18 protein-coding genes are annotated in these 18,547 nt (G+C 25.5%); 7 read left to right on the top strand and 11 right to left on the bottom strand.

Features of this window, described 5'->3' with window-relative positions:
- Positions 1 to 3: 3 nt before the first annotated feature.
- The 4 genes from ACYUEW_RS06700 to ACYUEW_RS06685 all read right to left on the bottom strand — a co-directional run bounded on the left by ACYUEW_RS06700 (position 4) and on the right by ACYUEW_RS06685 (position 5,024).
- A complete protein-coding gene (locus ACYUEW_RS06700) occupies positions 4 to 513 on the bottom strand; it encodes a gamma carbonic anhydrase family protein (RefSeq protein ID WP_003488465.1) in 510 nt (169 codons plus the stop codon).
- Between the two features lie 291 nt (positions 514 to 804).
- Positions 805 to 2,154: an APC family permease gene (locus ACYUEW_RS06695; protein WP_003488463.1), complete on the bottom strand. Its 1,350-nt coding sequence runs from the start codon at positions 2,152 to 2,154 to the stop codon at positions 805 to 807.
- A gap of 499 nt (positions 2,155 to 2,653) precedes the next feature.
- Positions 2,654 to 4,027 (bottom strand): APC family permease, encoded by a 1,374-nt coding sequence (locus ACYUEW_RS06690; RefSeq protein ID WP_460276493.1) that lies wholly within the window; start codon positions 4,025 to 4,027, stop codon positions 2,654 to 2,656.
- A 622-nt stretch (positions 4,028 to 4,649) separates the two neighbouring features.
- On the bottom strand, positions 4,650 to 5,024 hold the full coding sequence (locus ACYUEW_RS06685; protein WP_460276492.1) for a hypothetical protein: 375 nt from the start codon (positions 5,022 to 5,024) through the stop codon (positions 4,650 to 4,652).
- Between the two features lie 539 nt (positions 5,025 to 5,563).
- Between ACYUEW_RS06685 and ACYUEW_RS06680 the strand changes: the two genes are divergently transcribed.
- The gene (locus ACYUEW_RS06680; RefSeq protein ID WP_003488456.1) at positions 5,564 to 6,028 is read left to right on the top strand and encodes an Lrp/AsnC ligand binding domain-containing protein; all 465 of its coding nucleotides are present in this window, start codon (positions 5,564 to 5,566) and stop codon (positions 6,026 to 6,028) included.
- Positions 6,029 to 6,159: 131 nt separating this feature from the next.
- Entirely contained in the window at positions 6,160 to 6,459 is a 300-nt protein-coding gene (locus ACYUEW_RS06675; protein WP_003488453.1) for a hypothetical protein, read from the top strand.
- Between the two features lie 97 nt (positions 6,460 to 6,556).
- On the opposite strand, the gene ACYUEW_RS06670 is transcribed toward ACYUEW_RS06675, so the two are convergent.
- Entirely contained in the window at positions 6,557 to 7,396 is an 840-nt protein-coding gene (locus ACYUEW_RS06670) for an MBL fold metallo-hydrolase (protein WP_460276491.1), read from the bottom strand.
- A 192-nt stretch (positions 7,397 to 7,588) separates the two neighbouring features.
- Between ACYUEW_RS06670 and ACYUEW_RS06665 the strand changes: the two genes are divergently transcribed.
- On the top strand, positions 7,589 to 8,254 hold the full coding sequence (locus tag ACYUEW_RS06665; RefSeq protein WP_265204234.1) for a superoxide dismutase: 666 nt from the start codon (positions 7,589 to 7,591) through the stop codon (positions 8,252 to 8,254).
- A gap of 112 nt (positions 8,255 to 8,366) precedes the next feature.
- Here ACYUEW_RS06665 and ACYUEW_RS06660 read toward each other — a convergent pair whose 3' ends face one another.
- The gene (locus tag ACYUEW_RS06660) at positions 8,367 to 8,789 is read right to left on the bottom strand and encodes a hypothetical protein (protein ID WP_003488449.1); all 423 of its coding nucleotides are present in this window, start codon (positions 8,787 to 8,789) and stop codon (positions 8,367 to 8,369) included.
- A 518-nt stretch (positions 8,790 to 9,307) separates the two neighbouring features.
- Positions 9,308 to 9,637, bottom strand: coding sequence for a YmaF family protein (locus ACYUEW_RS06655; protein WP_003488447.1), 330 nt, complete (start codon positions 9,635 to 9,637; stop codon positions 9,308 to 9,310).
- A gap of 261 nt (positions 9,638 to 9,898) precedes the next feature.
- Between ACYUEW_RS06655 and ACYUEW_RS06650 the strand changes: the two genes are divergently transcribed.
- A complete protein-coding gene (locus ACYUEW_RS06650; protein ID WP_085333060.1) occupies positions 9,899 to 10,594 on the top strand; it encodes a hypothetical protein in 696 nt (231 codons plus the stop codon).
- Between the two features lie 210 nt (positions 10,595 to 10,804).
- On the opposite strand, the gene ACYUEW_RS06645 is transcribed toward ACYUEW_RS06650, so the two are convergent.
- Both ACYUEW_RS06645 and ACYUEW_RS06640 read right to left on the bottom strand, forming a co-directional pair.
- The gene (locus ACYUEW_RS06645; RefSeq protein WP_003488443.1) at positions 10,805 to 11,218 is read right to left on the bottom strand and encodes a bacteriohemerythrin; all 414 of its coding nucleotides are present in this window, start codon (positions 11,216 to 11,218) and stop codon (positions 10,805 to 10,807) included.
- A 200-nt stretch (positions 11,219 to 11,418) separates the two neighbouring features.
- Positions 11,419 to 11,781 carry a hypothetical protein gene (locus ACYUEW_RS06640; protein ID WP_003488441.1) on the bottom strand — a complete coding sequence of 121 codons (363 nt, stop codon included), beginning with the start codon at positions 11,779 to 11,781 and terminating at the stop codon, positions 11,419 to 11,421.
- A gap of 283 nt (positions 11,782 to 12,064) precedes the next feature.
- Between ACYUEW_RS06640 and ACYUEW_RS06635 the strand changes: the two genes are divergently transcribed.
- Positions 12,065 to 14,071 (top strand): fructose-bisphosphatase class III, encoded by a 2,007-nt coding sequence (locus ACYUEW_RS06635; protein ID WP_043031309.1) that lies wholly within the window; start codon positions 12,065 to 12,067, stop codon positions 14,069 to 14,071.
- Positions 14,072 to 14,452: 381 nt separating this feature from the next.
- Here the strand turns inward: ACYUEW_RS06635 and ACYUEW_RS06630 are convergent, their stop codons facing one another.
- Positions 14,453 to 15,406 carry a N(5)-(carboxyethyl)ornithine synthase gene (locus ACYUEW_RS06630; protein WP_003488438.1) on the bottom strand — a complete coding sequence of 318 codons (954 nt, stop codon included), beginning with the start codon at positions 15,404 to 15,406 and terminating at the stop codon, positions 14,453 to 14,455.
- A gap of 258 nt (positions 15,407 to 15,664) precedes the next feature.
- On the opposite strand from ACYUEW_RS06630, the gene ACYUEW_RS06625 reads away from it, so the two are divergent.
- Both ACYUEW_RS06625 and ACYUEW_RS06620 read left to right on the top strand, forming a co-directional pair.
- Positions 15,665 to 16,285 carry a TrkA C-terminal domain-containing protein gene (locus tag ACYUEW_RS06625; protein ID WP_460276490.1) on the top strand — a complete coding sequence of 207 codons (621 nt, stop codon included), beginning with the start codon at positions 15,665 to 15,667 and terminating at the stop codon, positions 16,283 to 16,285.
- Between the two features lie 372 nt (positions 16,286 to 16,657).
- Complete coding sequence (locus ACYUEW_RS06620) at positions 16,658 to 16,849, top strand: hypothetical protein (RefSeq protein WP_003491632.1); 192 nt, start codon at positions 16,658 to 16,660, stop codon at positions 16,847 to 16,849.
- Positions 16,850 to 17,136: 287 nt separating this feature from the next.
- Here ACYUEW_RS06620 and ACYUEW_RS06615 read toward each other — a convergent pair whose 3' ends face one another.
- Positions 17,137 to 18,492 (bottom strand): MATE family efflux transporter, encoded by a 1,356-nt coding sequence (locus ACYUEW_RS06615; RefSeq protein ID WP_460276489.1) that lies wholly within the window; start codon positions 18,490 to 18,492, stop codon positions 17,137 to 17,139.
- Between the last annotated feature and the right edge of the window lie 55 nt (positions 18,493 to 18,547).

The raw sequence follows: 18,547 nt of genomic DNA, 5'->3' as shown, positions 1-18,547 counted from the left end.
ATTTTATTCCCTATTAAAATTTTTATTTAAGGCTATATAATCCTCTGCTGACTCTTTTATACTGGCTATTTCTTCCTCATTAAGTTTTCTTATTACTTTTGCAGGTGATCCCATACATAAAACTCCTGATGGTATTTTTTTATTGGATGTTATTAAGCTTCCAGCTCCAATTATAGTGTTTGATCCTATTTCCGCTCCATTTAGTATAATTGATCCCATACCTATCAGAGAATTATCATTTATTTTACATCCATGTAATATAGTTCCATGACCTACTGTTACATTGTTTCCTATATGTATATTTAAATCTCCTTCATCTACATGCAAAACGCAATTATCTTGTATATTAGATCCATTACCAACATATATACTATTTATATCTCCTCTTAATACCGCCCCAAACAATACAGTACAATTTTCTTCTAATACCACATCTCCTATTAAATCTGCACTTTTAGCTAAAAAAATATTTTTCTTTATTATAGGTTTTTTCCCATTATATTCATAAATCATTCTTAAACCTTGAGTAAAACTATGTATTTATTTACATTTACATTATTAGCTATAATATGTATATCTAATATAACTATCTAAGTTTTACTAAGGTTATTCACCTCCTGCTTTGTGAATTTATATATGTATTTTGTAATTTCATCAGTATGTTTTAAGCAAATTTATATTTAAAAATAAAATTATAGATTCTAAAGCCCTGTACTCTTGCACAGGGCTTCTAATAACATTATTATATCATTACAATGAAGTATATGACACTTTTTTATTAAAAATATTATTATACTACAAAATTTATTGTTCTTTTCTTAATTTTTCTAACTGTTTTTTGTCCTTCATTTTCATATAAATATAAAATGGTATACCCATAAAACCTAATATTAGGCCATATAAGGCAGATTCAGCACCTGTTCCATAAACCGCCCAAATAGCATAAATAAATCCTATTAATGGAACAATGGAATTTGTAATAAAATTTCCTAAATTAAATTTTTCTTCCCTTTTAGATAAAAGTAATATATCTGCAGCATTAGTTATAGCATATACAGGTAAATATGCTAATGTAGCTAATAAAATCATAAAATTATAAGCAGAAGTCATAGAACCTGTATAGTTCATCAAAAGAACAATGTTAGTTAATATTCCATTTATTATAATCCCTACGTGAGGAGTTCTATATTTAGGATGAATCTTAGCGAAAGCTTCTGGAAACATTCCATCTACAGCTGCTGCATAGGAAATTCTAGCTGTTAACATTATCCATCCTGCTATAGTTCCAAAAATGGTTATAACAATAGCTAATAAAAACAGATTTACAGCTCTACTACTTAAATGTAAAGCTAATATATCACTCATAGGAGAGTTACTTTTTGCTAACATATCCTGTGGTAATCCACCCATAGCTACAAAGCTTATTACTAAATATACGAGCACTGCTATTAGCAGCCCATAAATAGTACTCAACTTAACATTTTTTTCAGCACTTTTTATTTCTCCTGCTGCTATACTAGCGGACTCAAATCCAGAGAATGCCCATAATGTAGTTGCTGCTGCTAAAGGCACCGTACTAAACCCTTTGCCCTTTGGAAAAGCAGGGGTAATGTATTGTGGATTAAAATTAGCAAAGCCTATTATTACAAAAATTAAAAATACTCCTAGTTTAAATATAGTTATAACTGTTTCAAATGCACTGGCTTGTTTTACCCCTATAATGTTTAATATATTAAATGCCCACAATATAGCAGAGGTATATAAAAAAGCGTATAATCCATTAGTTTTTAAAGCTGGAACTAAACTTGAAGAATAACTTCCTATAGCCGTTATTATAGCAGCATTGGATATACATGTAGCACTCCAATAAAGCCATGCATTAGTAAAGCCTACAAAATCTCCAAATGCTATTTTAGCATATTGATAAGGACCTCCTGTTTTTGGAATTTTTGATCCTAATCTTGCAAAGGATAATGCTAAAAATATAGAACCTATACCAGTTATAATCCAAGCTGCCATAGTAGCGCCTGGTCCTGACACCGCCGCTAAAGTAGCTGGAAGCATAAATATTCCTGATCCAATTATATTACCAGCCACTATAAATGTAGCAGCAAAAAGTCCTATTTCTTTTTTTAATTTATCATGTCCCTCCATATTAATACTCCTTTCACCTCATCTTTAGTAAAAATCTATAAACTATACTATAATAAAAAAATTTTCATATAATTATTTAAATTGTATTAATACTATTATTTATTCCTTATGCAAAAATTATTACTTTAAAATAAATACATTTTTAAGAAACTTAAATATTTTCCTTTATTATCTAAATACGTATTATTTAAAAGCATTGAATATTATAAAATATCTTTTTTAATTTTAATCWAATATGTTCAATTAACTATAAATATAAAAAAACCTGTATATTGTATATAAAACCTTTAAAATACAAATTTGGTTTTTAAAGTAAAAAGCTATAAATTCAAAATATTATATTTCAAAATTCATAGCTTTTTATTCCTTAATTATTAAATTTTAAGTAAATATGTAAAATATTTTATTTCAAATCTATTTTAATAAATGTACTTTAATAAATTTAATCTTTAAAATTTTTCTTTATATTATTAACTAACTATAGTCTTTCATCTACATCTTACTCATTAGAGCATTGAACAATATTATCTATATCTATATCAGCTTTAGAAATATCTTTTTTATTTCTCAACTTCATATATATATAAAATGGAACTCCTGCTAACATTAACATAAATCCGTATAGTACTGTTTCAGCTCCTGAACCGTATATTGCCCAACAAGCATAGGTAAATCCTATTAATGGTATAATAGCTATCTTTATAAATTTGCCTACAGTTAATTGCCCCCTACATTTAAATAATAATAATATATCTGATGCAGATGTAGTAGCATAAACTGGTAAATATGATAAGGTGGCTAAAAGTATCATAAAATTATAGGCAGATACCATTCCCTTTGATGAATTTAATATTAATAATATATTAGTTAATATAGCATTTATTATTAATCCCTTATAAGGCGTTTTATATTTGGGATGTAATTTTGCAAATACTGCTGGAAATAATCCATCCTTAGCTACTGCATAGCTCATCTGCCCTGCAATCATAATCCAGCCTGCAATAGTTCCTAATATAGTTATAACTATAGCTAAATTAAATACTTTTACTACTCCACCACCAAAAAATTGAGCTAATATATCTGTCATTGGTGAAGGACTCTTAGCTAAAACTTCCTGTGGTATAGCCCCCATGGCAAAAAAGCTTATTGCAACATAAAAAAGAATTGTTATGACAAGACCTAATATGGTACTTCTACTTATATTTTTTTCTGGATCTTTAATTGTTCCAGCACCTACTGTAGAGGATTCAAAGCCTGTAAAAGCCCATAATGTAGTAGCTGCTGCTAAAGGTAAAGTATTCATTCCTTTTCCTTTTGGCATCATTGGAGTGACATTTTCAACATTAAAGTGAGTAGCTGCAAATACTATAAAAAATATAAACACTAAAAATTTAAATACTGTAATAACTGTTTCAAAACTTGCTGCTTCCTTTGCCCCCTTAATATTTAAAAAAGTAAATATCCATAATATAGCGCTGTTGAATAAAAGTGCATTAAACCCGTTATTTAAAGCTGGTATTAAATAGGATGCATAGCTTCCTATGGCTATTATAATTGCTGCATTAGATATCCAAGTAGCACTCCAGTAAAGCCAAGCATTTAAGAATCCTATAAAATCCCCAAAGGCTAATTTACCAAACTCATAAGGTCCCCCTGTTTTAGGAATTCTACTTCCTAACCTAGCACAGGATAAAGCCATAAATATAGCTCCCATACCCGTAACTAACCAAGCTATTAAAGTAGTTCCTGGACTAGATACTGCTGCTAAACTAGCTGGTAACATAAATACGCCAGACCCAATCATATTTCCTGCAACTACACAGGTAGCTCCAAATAGACCTATTTTCTTGTGACTATGACCTTCATTCTCCATTTTTCAAGTTCCCCCCAACCTCCAACTTCATAATAAGAAGCTTTGTTACTTTATATTTTATATTGGGTTATAATTTTGTCAATCCTTTTAATTTAATTAAAAAATGGAGGTGAACAATAAAATCTATACACTGAGTTTTTATATATTTTTTTGAAATAAAAAATATTTTTTTAAAATCTCCATATTTTTATTTGAATTAGTAAATTCATAAAAATACAGCCTTTTAATAAAATTACATTACTTTTTTATTATTTTCCTTAATTTATTTTTATAATTCTTTCTGTCTCTTACTGAATTGGATATCAACTTTGGTCAACTTTTAAAATCAGTTATAAATTTTATTTATTATTGTCATAATTTATTATTATGCACCATTATGTATTATTATAAGGCTTTGTGTACTACAATAATTACTTTTATTGTTATATAATTGTTCAAGACCTATAATTTACAATTAAACATTACCTTTAAAATATAAGTATATTAAAAAGTATTAATAATAAATATTAATTTAAGAATTAATTATATACAATTCAACCTTAAATATATTTATAAAAACTAAAAAACACACTAACCTCTAAAACTAGATTTTAGTGTGTTTTTATATAAGACTAAGCAATATTTACTTTTTTTTATTATTCTCTTTTTTATTATTTTCCTTTTTAATATTTTTTGCTCGATTTGGCTTAGCTTTAGGTCTAATAACTACATCATTCTTTTTCTTTTTTGTCCTACTCCCTGCTCCTATACCCATTAAATCTAAAAACCATAATGTAAGAATTATTACTATAGCAGATTGAACATACTGCCATATAGTACCATTAATATTTAATTTTATTAATGCAGGAAAAATTAATATAAATATAGATAATGCAAATACCAACCATTTGTTAATATTGATTTTGTCTAAAACATAAACTTTAAGAGCTGTATAACCAATTATAACAATAATAGAAAAGAAAAGTATTTGTAATGCAAATTTTAACCAAACTGGCATAACGTTCCCTCCTTAAAAATTTGATACTATACTATTATTATATATTTCATATAATATATCAATATATTAATATAAATACTTTTACTTCAAAATGTTTATACTAATTTTATATTATAAATATGTAACAATATAAAATATAATAACATATTATATTAAAGAATAAAAACTTTAACATAAAAGAGATTGTAAATAATTCCCCCTCTAAATTTACAATCTCTTTTAATATGTACTCTTATCCTATTATTTCAAATATTATTAAAGATAAAGTTTTACTTTTAAATAACCCTTCTATTCCTAATTATCCTTTATTTTATAATTCTTTTATTGTTAAAACCTTAGTTATTTTAATAGTTTTATACTATTATTATCACTATAATATACACTAAAAATTCCATTTATTTTTCAATTAATAAAATTATTAATAAGATAAAGTTTCAAATTTTAACAAATTCATAATTTTTTCTGGTATAATATTTATAATGTAATAAGATAAAAGTATATGTGATTAATTAAACTAACCATAACTTGGAGGTGCTCATATGGATTTAGATATAGATGGTTTAGACGAACTAGATTTACAAATTCTTGAAATTTTGATTAAAGATTCTAGAACCCCTTTTTTAGAAATAGCTAGAAAATGTCATGTTAGTGGTGGCACTATACATGTTAGGATGAAAAAAATGCATGACATAGGCATAATAAAAGGTACAAAACTTATAATAGATAATTCTAAACTTGGCTATGATGTTTGCTGTTTCATAGGAATTTATTTAGATAAAGCTTCTTACTTTAATTCCGTATTAAAAGAATTAAACGAAATTAAAGAAATAACAGAACTCCATTACACAACAGGCCAATATTCTATATTTGTAAAAGTAATATGTCAGAGCATAACTCATTTACAAGATTTATTAATGAATAAAATACAAAGGGTTGAAGGCATACAAAGAACGGATACATTCATTTCCTTATCCCAACTAATAGACAGAAACATAGACATATAAGGAAAGTGCGACGCACTTTCCTTATATTAATACTTTGTTAATACAAACTTAAGATAAATTATATTATTTGTTTTTTCTATTATGATATAATAAATTATAAATTAAATTTATATAAAAGGAGATCGTTTTTTATGCCATTTACAAGCAATAATTCTTGGAAGATAAGTGGAGTTTTGTTGTTTATATTAATTCTATTTTTAGCTAATTTTTTAATTTTTTCTGTACTTCCTGTGGTTATAGTAGCAGGTTTAGTATTGTTCGGGATATATAAATTAGTTAATTATATAAAATCATGGAAAATAAATAAAAAAGGCTTTAATAATAGAAAAAATAAAGAAAAAACCTTTGAGAAATTCGATAATTTAGGCCCTAATGATATACCTGATATTTCTGAAGAAAATGTAGTTGATGTAGATTATAAAGAAGTTTAATAATGATTTAAATATACTTTTATACTTTAAATTTTAAAGTATAAAAATAAGCTATAGGAATAGATAAATTAAAAACTTAATATCTATTCCTATATCTTTATATTTCTAATATATTCCCTGTATTGTTTAAGAAAAATTTATTCTTTAATTCTTTCAATTTTATTGTAGTAAATTCTCCTGTACAATGAGAAAGGCCTATAATGCTAATATCTAATTCATTAAAAGCTTCTATGGTTTTATTTATTCTATTTTCATCACATTTAATCAAGTGAGTTCCTCCTAATACAGCATATATTCTTCTATTTAATCTTTTACTTATACTATTTAATATATTAATAATTCCCACATGACTACACCCAACTAAAACTATTAATCCTTCGTAGGTGTCTATAACCAATGCTACTTCTTCTTTAAAATTATCTAATATATATCCTTCTCCTTTTTTTATTACCATATTAGATGTAAACTCTTCAAAACTATTATCCTCTTTAAAATTTGTAACTATAAATATATTAGGTTCTATTTCTAAAATATCTTCTTCCACATAATTTATAGGTATACCATTATCTGTTAAATATTTCTCATCAAAATCTATACCTAAATATTTATTTTCTATCTCTTTCCCTATTTTAAATTTATTGCTATTTTCAAAAAAATTTTCACTTACATATAATTCTGGATAACATTTTATATTTTCTATAAAACTTCTTACTCCTCCACAATGATCATAATGAGCATGACTTAGTATCATATAATTAGTCTCATGTAAATCAATATTTAATTTTTCAGCATTCTTTATAAAATTTCCAGAAGAACCAGTATCAAATATTATATTACATCTAGGAGTATTTATGTACATAGAAAGCCCGTGCTCTTCTATCAATTCACTTTCTTCATTTTTAGAATCTTCTATCAGAGTAGTTATCTTAATACTCATATCCCTTTCCCCCCTAATAGGTCATGATTGTCAATTAATTACAAACATATTATAATTTTACCACAAATTTATATTTTTGAAATATATTTATATTATTTTTTAATAAAGTATTCATTTTTCATTATATAAGTACCAAAATTTATTTATATAAATATAATAATATTGATATAAAATTTTTTAGGAGATATCTCAATGATTATTGCTAAAGATTATCCTTTTAATAATGTAAAAGGAATAAGTTTAAAACAACTGAACGAACATTATAAATTATATGATGGTTATGTAAATAAACTAAATGAAATTTGGAGTATACCTAACGACTCTGAAGATTTTAAAGATAGTAATTCCACTTTTAGCAAATTAAGATGCATAAAATTAGGAGAGAGTTATGCTTTAGATGGAGTTAAATTACATGAACTATATTTTCAAAATATGACTTCTGGATATATTTCTATAAATGGACCTATACTAGATAAGATTCTAGAAGACTTTAATTCCGTAGAAAACTTCACGGAACTCTTTAAAGAAACTGGTAAGTCTATGAGAGGATGGGTTGTACTAGGTATAGATCCTTTAGATAATAAACTTCACATTTTTGGCTCTGATTCTCACGATAATGGTGCCCTATGGCTTTCCTATCCTTTACTCGTAATGGATGTGTATGAGCATGCTTATTTTATGGATTTTGGAACAGATAAAGAGAAATATATGAATGCTTTTCTTCAAAATATAAACTGGAATTTAATAAATAACAGATTAGGTATATACTGCACTTTAATAAATTCTTTAAATCATAATATGATTTTAGCTAACACTATGAATTATGGAAATATGAATTACAGAAACATATTTTATTAAAGTTTATTAAAACTTTAATAAAATTTAAACCTATAGTAATTATTTCTTTATTATAATATAAAAAACTGCTGACAAAAGATTTTATCAGCAGTATAAAAACAATTTATTTAACTTATAAGACTATAATTTGATTAAATTTTTTTACTTCCCACTTTCTATCACATTTGTGATACAAATCTCCACTTATTTTTATTTTATATGGTTTTAAACTTACTAACTCTAATATTAAATTTAGTTTTTCATTTCCTGTATCTATACAGATTTTTTTTAATGGATCATATGGATCCATTTCTTTTTTCTCTAAAGTATAGTTTTTATACTTTAAAAATACACTAATCTCTTTATTTTCTCTAAAACCTATAGAAAATAAATCTAATTCAATTTTAGCTGTAAAATTTTCCTCCTTCAAATCTGTGCAATCCAATCTTTTTATATTAGATATAAATTTTTTATATTCTTTTTCTAACTGTTTTTCTTCTATATCACTAATTTCAAAATACGATATATCTATAGGGAGTAAATGAAATACATTCATATTTTTATCACCTTTCCCTGTAAATTTTAAAGGTTGTCCACTCTCTATTTCTTTTGTTTCATATATATTATATTATTGTTTATTAAAAAGTGTTACTAGCTTACTTTTAATATTACTATTTTTCATGATTTTTATACATTTACATAAAAATGCTTCCATATTCTAATTTTAATAAAAAAATAGCTTTAAAGGTAAACAAAATTTTACTAATTGAATATTATATATTGACAGGCTAATTTTGTACACAAAGGAGGTATCTTTATGTGGTGTTGTGGTTGGATATGCTGGATATTAGCATTTATTATAATAATAGCAATAATCTGTAGTTGTCAACGCCATCATTTCTGCTGTTGCTAAGAGTGAACTTACTCCCACTTATATAAGTGGGAGTTTCTTAAGTATAAATTCCTTGTAATCTTAAATTTACGACGATTTAATTAACAATGTGGAAAATAAGTTTATATTATAAAGGCAGTTTTGTATAGAAAATATACAAAACTGCCTTATATTATACAAAATTATTTCTCCAATATAGGAGAGTCAATTAGTGTGGTAAAAATAAACCTATGCCTATGACCATCATTACAGGTTGTAACACCAAATACAAAGTGCACGTGTCTACCATTTCCTACAGGTATTGCAGGACCAGTAATAACATTTATCATATGAAAGTGATCGAAAAAATCTGTATTTGTATTTATTCTGTGCACATGACTGTTACCTCTTCTTATAGCTTCACCAGTAACTCCTGCAAAACGATGGTTATGAGGCTCGGTTTTAATTTCAGCTAATTTGGTACTACCTAAGAATTCATGAACGTGAGTTTGTTTTTCTCTACAGCAAGACATATACTCACCTCCTTATATTCCCAATAATATATAATATGTTAACTGATTAGTAATTGATACATGTTTACTGCAATTGAAAAATAATAAATCTATAAAAATTTTAAAATGCTTTTATGTAGCATTTAGACAAATTATTTTTAGTTTTCAAACTAGTATTGAACTGTAGAATCAATATGAATAATATAACATTAAAATAAATATATTCACAAAATCTCTTTATATTTCATAAACTACATATAGTAATATTTCTGGGGGAATATAATGGATATATATAAAAAAATAATTTTAAAAGATGCTGTAAAAAATAAAAAAAGTTCTAAAGAAAATTTATCTTATACAAAAGATATAAAAAGAGATAACTTAGAAGGTTCTATTATAAATTTTAAAGGCGGCAAAGACTTTAATACTATTTTAGATATTGAAACTAATTTAGGTAAAATAAAATTTCCAGGCTGGATCACTTTAAATGAATCTAAAAATTTGGATCCATCTTATTCTGAACATAGTATAGCTACTTGGATAAAAGAAAAGAATTTTTCAGACAATTATAGGTACATTGTTTTTGAAAATGCTATTTGTTCTTTTTCTCTAAAATATTTCTCATTTTTTCCTGTTAAAATAACTGCAATAGATTCAAATAATAATATATTAAAAGTTATTGAAGGTAAAAAAAATTGGTGTGATGAAAAAGGTTATAGTAACCTTTCTGAATTGAACATAGATGTAGAAAATAATATAATTAAATGCATAAAAGTTGAAAGTTTCGCGGAATATATTGGTATTCATTCTTTAAAAGCACATAAAAAAATCAGTACTGAAATTCCTAGAAAAAATAATGAATATAAGGAGCATAATGATTTTGATACTTTTTTTATAGCTTTATCCATATATCTATTATTTTTTCATAGAGGAAATAATAATTATTACTATAAAAAAAATAAAAACAAAAAAAGATAAATATATAATATAATTTTTACTATAGCCTAGCTGTATAAATATCTTGTATATTATGTTACTCCCAATAAATAATTTAAAAAATTATTTTATAAAGAAAACACTATCAAATTTACTTATTCTTATAACTTTGATAGTGTTTTCTTTATTTATAAATACCTAAAAATATATATGTTATTTTAATTAATCTTTATATAAAATATATAATTTTTGCTAATATACTCCCAATCCATTTAAATATTCTTTATATTTTAAATCTGACTTTAATATATGGTTTTCTATCCAATTGACAATAAACGCCAGTAAATCCATTAAGAAGTTTTTTTGCTTTTCATCTATTTCTTCTTCATTTATAGAACTAATTTTTTTTATAAAAGCTTCATGCTCTATTTTATGATTCTCTAAATCATTATACTCATATTTTCTCATAACATCTTCTTCATAAGAAAAATGATATACTGTATATTCTTTTAAGGTCCTTATAGTTTCCATAATTTCATCAAAATGATCATATCCATCATTTACGGAAACTATAGTATAAATTTCATCTGCTAATTCAAATAATCTTTTATGCTGATTATCAATTTTACTTATGTTACAACTATAACATTCTTTCCATTCAAACATTAATATCCCCCTCTTTAATATTATATTTAAAATTTATATATTAATTGTTAAAAATAAATATTACACTACTTTTAAAAAATAAATCTTTATATTAATTATATGTATTTTAAATGCTGTTTTATTATTACATAATATTCATTGTTTATAAATAATTATAACACATTCCCTTAAATTTTTCAGGTTTAAGATACTAAATAAATTTATTTTTTATCTATAACCTTATAATCTGCCTCTACAAATTTACCTTTGTAAAATTCCTTTGATTCCCCATATATTCTCACTTCTCTTTTCACTGCCTTCTGCTTTATAACCTTTCCAGTAAACTTACTAAATTTCACTCCGCCATCTAAGGTTATTCCAGCTATATTTAAAATAGACTTAGTTGTTAATGATCCTACCTTTCCTAATAATCTTCCGCTGACTTTTGCCCCTTTAGCCATACTATTATGATTATTTTTTTTTAAATTTTTATATAAAACTTCACCTGTATTTTCACATATATCTTCAATACTATTTCCTAAAAGATTTCCCGTAGACTTTATAAAATTACTTAATTTATTCATACAAACCTCCTATTTATAATTTATTAATTAAAATTTGATGATTTTTGTTTAAAAACTATATATAATTATTATAATGAAAAGATTTTCATTATTAAACTGTATTTTAACTTTATATTGAATATTTTCATGACTTGTATAAATATATGTTTTCTTATATTATAAAGTATATACTATTTAATACATTTCCAGCAATTTAATGTACACATTATTGTATATATAGCATATTTATATAATTAGTAATATATTATATTTAATTATATATTAATAAAAAAGGAGAAGAACTATGACTTTATATGATGAGAACAACTTACATATAATAAAAGATAATTTAAGATATTTAAAATTATTGTCCAAACAGTACCCTAGTATTTCAAGTGCTAGTTCAGAAATTATAAATCTTCAAGCAATATTAAACCTCCCTAAGGGAACAGAACATTTTATAAGTGATGTTCACGGAGAGTATGAATCTTTTACTCATATGCTAAAAAATGCATCAGGAGTTATTAAAAGAAAAATAGATGATGTCTTTGGAACTTCTTTAAGGGAATGTGACAAAAAAAATTTAGCTACACTAATATACTATCCTGAACAAAAATTAGATTTAATAAAAAAATCTGAAAAAAACTTAGAAGATTGGTACAAAATAACTTTATATAGATTAATAAGACTATGCCAAATAGTTTCTTCTAAATATACTAGATCTAAAGTTAGAAAATCTCTACCTTCTGATTTTGCTTATATTATTGAAGAATTATTAAATGAACAAGGTGATAGAGTAGATAAACAAGAATATTACAACAGTATAATTGAAACAATTATAGACATTGATAGAGCTTCTGAATTTATAATTGCTATATCAAATGTTATTCAAAGATTAGTAGTAGATAAACTTCATATAATAGGAGATATCTATGATAGAGGTCCTGGAGCTGAAATTATAATTGAAGCTTTAAGTAAGCATCATTCTATAGACATACAATGGGGTAATCATGACATTGTATGGATGGGTGCTGCTGCGGGATGTGAAGCTTGTATTGCCAATGTAATAAGAATATCTCTTCGTTATGCTAATTTATCCACATTAGAGGATGGATATGGTATAAATTTATTACCATTAGCTACTTTTGCTATGGATTTTTATAAAGAAGATAATTGTGAAAATTTTAAACCTAGAACTATAGATAAAAATTTAAATGAAACAGATATTAAACTTTTATCAAAAATGCATAAGGCTATATCAATAATTCAATTTAAATTGGAAGGTCAAATAATCAAAAGAAGACCTGAATTTAAAATGGAAGAAAGATTATTATTAGATAAAATAAATATAAAAGAAGACACTTTGAACCTAAACGAGAAAATTTATAAATTAATTGATACTAACTTCCCTACATTAGATAAAGAAAATCCTTATGAATTAAATGAACGAGAAAAAGATTTAGTAGAAAAACTTACAAATTCATTTATTAATAGTGAAAAGTTACAAAGACATATAAAATTTTTATATAGTAATGGAAGTCTTTACTTAAAGTACAACTCTAATTTACTATATCATGGTTGTATACCTTTAAATGAGGATGGCTCCTTAAAAGAAGTAACTCTATGCAACGAAACCTTAAAGGGTAAATCCCTTCTAGACAAACTAGATCGTTTAGCAAGAGAAGCTTATTTTTTTAAGAAAGATCCAGAATCAAAACTATATGGTATGGACATGATGTGGTATTTATGGTGTGGTCCTAATTCTCCTTTATTTGGTAAGAAAAAGATGACCACCTTTGAAAGATATTTCTTAGATGATAAGAATACACATAAAGAAGAAAAAAATCCTTATTACAAATATAGAAATGATGAAAAAATGTGCACAATGATATTTGAAGAATTTGAACTAGATGCTGATAATTCGCATATAATAAATGGACATATTCCTGTAAAAACTAAAGAAGGTGAAAATCCTATAAAAGCTAATGGTAAACTATTAGTTATAGATGGTGGCTTTTGTAAGGCTTATCAGCCACAGACAGGCATTGCAGGATATACATTAATATATAATTCCTATGGATTACTTCTAACCTCTCATGAGCCTTTTAGTTCTATACACAAAGCTATAGTTGAAGGAAATGATATACTTTCATCTACTATAATATTAGAACATGTATCCTCTCGAAAAAGAGTATTAGATACAGATAGTGGTAATGAAATAAAAAAGCAGATACATGATTTAGAAATGCTATTAGTTGCTTACAGAAAAGGTCTTATAAAAGAAGAAAATGAAATAAATATAAGATTTTAAGTAAATTACAACTTTTATCCGATGACTACCCGCTCTAATACTCCCATCTTCTTCAAAGTGGGAATAAAGAGCGGTTACGTCCCTGGATAACGATTTCCCCTAAAGGATAACGACTTCTAAGGAGTAAAACTCCTAAGAATTCTGTTAATAAGCTTCAATGGGAGTAAAAACTCCTTCTGAAACCAAGAACTCTGTTTATAATATAATAAAAAAGACCGCTTGCTTTTTTATAAAATCAAGTGGTCTTTTATATCTTTATACTCCGTAAATAACCGATAAAACATTACCTACCTTTTTATTTTATAGTGTATAGTTTTTACATTAATTAAATACTACACTTAATTATAGGTTTTTTCAGTTTATTATTTATAATAAAATTTTTTATACTATCATTTCCTCTGCTTCTGCAACAACATCTAAATAAAATTCTAATTCTTTGCTGTATACATATTTGCTGAAAGCTTCACTTATAGCCTTACTAGATTGTCTGTAAAATATAGATGGTGAATTATTAACTGCATAATAGTATTTCCCATCTTTATTGTATATAGGATCAGATGCTGTAGTATGCCTTGCACCTTCTATAGCTTTTCCAAGATTAGCTGCTGCATCTATAATTAAACAATTTTTCTTTAATTTCATTTGATCTTCTAAAGTTAGTATATGCTTATTAGGATTATCCATTTCTATTCCATTTATTATTATATCAAATTCTTCCAATTCATCTTTTAATTGATTCATAGTTTTTCTATAAAACATTCTTATATCTGGATTAAATTTAGATATTGCTGAAAAAGCACCTTGAGATACATTGCCTGATCCTAATATGGCAACTTTAGTTTCTGAAGTTGGTATGCTTCCATAATTCATAACTGCATGCATAGTAGATGCATAACCTGCTATATAGCTATTTTTTCTTACAAAGTTAGATGGAATCCAATCCATTGGTATTACATAATTTTTATAATAGATTGAAGGATGAATATTATCTAAATCTACTATAATTAAGTTTTTAGGTATGCCCTGTTCTTCCATAAATGTCTTTCCTGAGCCCTCTGGATGGGTCCAGCCCACTATAATTTGACCTTCTCTTATATGCTGGTAGTCCTGAGGCTTTAAAACCTTTAATGAAAATACACCTTCACAAGTTTTAAATATATCTTCTCGAGAAGCTATAGTACAACCTGCCTTTACATATTCTTCATCTGAAATTCCTAGAGTTTCACCAAAACCTGTCTCTACAACTAGCTCATTGTTAAAACCCTTAACATGTTCTGGTAATAAAGCAACTCTTTTTTCATTTGGATGGTTTGGTATCAAAAATCCTAATTTCATATATTACCTCCTTTATTCATTTTTACAATAACTATAATATTTAATAATATTTATTATAGTTACAACTTTATGGCATATATAAAGTTGTTAAATATCAATAATATTATACACTATACGGATTTTTGTGTCAAAAATATAAAAAATGTTAAATTTAAACTTAGTACTAGTAGCATTAATATTCAAAATATAGTAAGATGTTATAGGGATACCATATATAGTACTCATATTTTTAATTATGCATATTAGGAGGAATCATTTATGAAAAATAGTACTGGTCCTTTATATAAAAATATAGCCTTAGATATAGCTAATCGTATAGTTAGGGGAAAATTAAAAAGTGACGAAAAAATAAGTGGTAGATCTACCTTAGCTAGTATGTATAATGTATCTCCTGAAACTATAAGGAGAGCTGTTGCACTATTAGAGGATATGAGTGTGGTAAAATCTACTAAGGGTAGTGGAATAGAAATATTATCTATATCTGCTGCTGAAAAATTTATAGAAAGAAATAAGTCTAATGTATATCTGGCTACAGTTAAAGAAAATATAGAGGATATTCTTCTTAGAAAAAAAAGATTAGATGAAGAATTGCAAGAGAATTTTAATAAGATACTAGACTTAATGGATCGTTTTGAAAACATTTCCCCTTTTACTTTAATAGAAGTAGCTGTTGAGGAGAATTGTAAATTTATCGGCAAAAAAGTTAATGAAGTTAAATTTTGGCAACAAACTGGTACAACTATGGTAGCCTATAGAAGAGGAAAAGAAATTATAATATCTCCTGGTCCAAATTATATATTTACAGAAGGTGATATTATAGTTGTAATAGGAACTCATAATGTTTACWAAAAAGTTTATAACTTCTTATATGAAATATAAATATCCTTAATTATTTATACATATAAAATACTATCTTTACTATATTTTGTATTAATAATTAAATTATTATATAAATAATATTTAATATGAACAATTTTTAATATTAAATATATAAATATATTAGAAACTTCAAAAAGATTATTTTAAAATAGGTTTAATTTAAATATATCAAAAATTTTAAAATACACTTAATAAAATTATTAAGTGTATTTTTTATCTTTGCAGTATTAAAATTAAATTTTTTTTATTTTTAAATTCAATGTTTTTTATTTATATAAATTCTTGTAAAAATTATTTTTTATTATTACTGTTTAAAGCTTTGCATAATAAATTTTAAAAAGAGAAAACTAATAAAAAAAAGGAGGAATGAATATGGATTTAACAACTAAAGACATTATTAAAAAGAAAATATTAGATGCTCAAGAAAACGTGAGAGACTATCAAATGTACTCTCATAAAATAGATGATAAAGTTGTAGCTGATCTTTTTGGAGAATTTGCAGAAAATGAAGCTATTCAAGCAAAAAAACTTCGTAATGTATTAGACAAATATGACTCTTATTAAACATAAAATTAAAAAATTATAACTTAACAAACTAAAAATATTCATAATTAAAATAAAAAGTACCTTTAGTAAAAATAACCATCTATAAAAATAAAGAATACTAATATTTGTGTCCTAATATCTAAGCTAAGGCACTGATGTCCCCCATACTAAATAAACATCTTGTTCCTTTTACACTTATATATTAGTACACAAATGAAGTATTCTAATTATTTTTTGATTTTTTAATATAAATCTTTAAATTTAATAAAAATTAATTTGCATATCCATTTTAAAAAATCATATTTTTATATAGCTTCAGATAAATTTACTGTATCCATCTTTTTATATTCCTTTAAAATTAAATATACTAATATAATAAATACTATTCCATCTATTAATGGACTTACAAACCATACAGCACTAATTCCTACTATAGAAGGAAATACTATAATTGCTGGCACAAACAATATGACCTGTCTTAACAAAACCAAAAGGCCAGCATTTTTAGCACTACCTATTGATTGAAAAAATGTTACTCCCATAATAAAGGTTCCTAGCGCTGGGAATAAACTGTACATTATTCTAAAATTAGTAATTCCTTCGTTAACTATCTCCACATCTGTTATCATTAGTGATAATACCTTTTGAGGAAACATTTCAATAGGTATCCAAAATACACAAGCAAGAATAGTAGCTCCTAGTATAAATATGTTCATGCATTTTTTTACTCTTGGAAATAATTTTGCTCCATAATTTGTTCCAACTACTGGCTGTAATCCTTGGCTCATTCCCCAAAGAGGGATAAAAGATAGTGCTTGGATTCTTAATGTTGCTCCCATTAATATTAATTGATTATTACCGCCATACTTTGCTGCCATTCTATACATTAATGTCTGTTGTATCATACTCATAAGTTGCATCATCATAGCAGATAATCCTACGGAAAATATCTCTGGTAGAAGTGTTTTTTCAATTTGTATTTTATGAAATCTAACATTTTTACTTTTTCTTATAAAGTAAACCATTGTAATAACAGCTTGTATAACTTGAGATATTATAGTAGCTGTTGCTGCACCTTCAATTCCATATTCTCCAAAAGCTGTTATTAAAATAGGGTCTAATATTATGTTCAAAACAGCTCCTATTGTCATAAAAAGCATAGCTTTCTTCATAATTCCTTCTCCACGCATTACCATATTTGCACTTTGAGCAAAATTAACAAAAATTGAACCTATGAAAATAATACGAAGATATCTTACAGCTAACTCTAAAATTTCTCCTTCAGCCCCAGTTAAAAGTAAAAGTTCTTTTGCAAATACAATTCCTATAACCATGATAATAGTGGAAAATATCAATACTAGGCATAATAAATTCCCCATAATTTTATTTACTGTTTCTTGATCATTTTTCCCTATAGCTCTTGACAAAATAGATGAAGACCCAATTCCTATCAAAGTAGCTATAGCACTATTTAAAAATGTAATTGGATATGCGACTGCTACAGCACCCATAGCATTCTTTCCTATTAATTGTCCAGCAAAAACCCCATCCATAAATGAATATAAACCTATTACTACCATTCCTATAATTGCCGGAATGCATAATTTAAACATCAACTCTTTAGGTTCTTTGTGAAGCAATTCCTCTTTATTCTTATTCATAAATGTACCTCTCCTTTAATTAAACATATAAAAAATTGCTGATATATATAATTTT

The organism is Clostridium sp. CTA-1 (assembly GCF_054768215.1).
The sequence above is the reverse complement of the archived record's forward strand: the minus strand, read 5'-3'. Positions and strand labels throughout refer to the sequence as shown.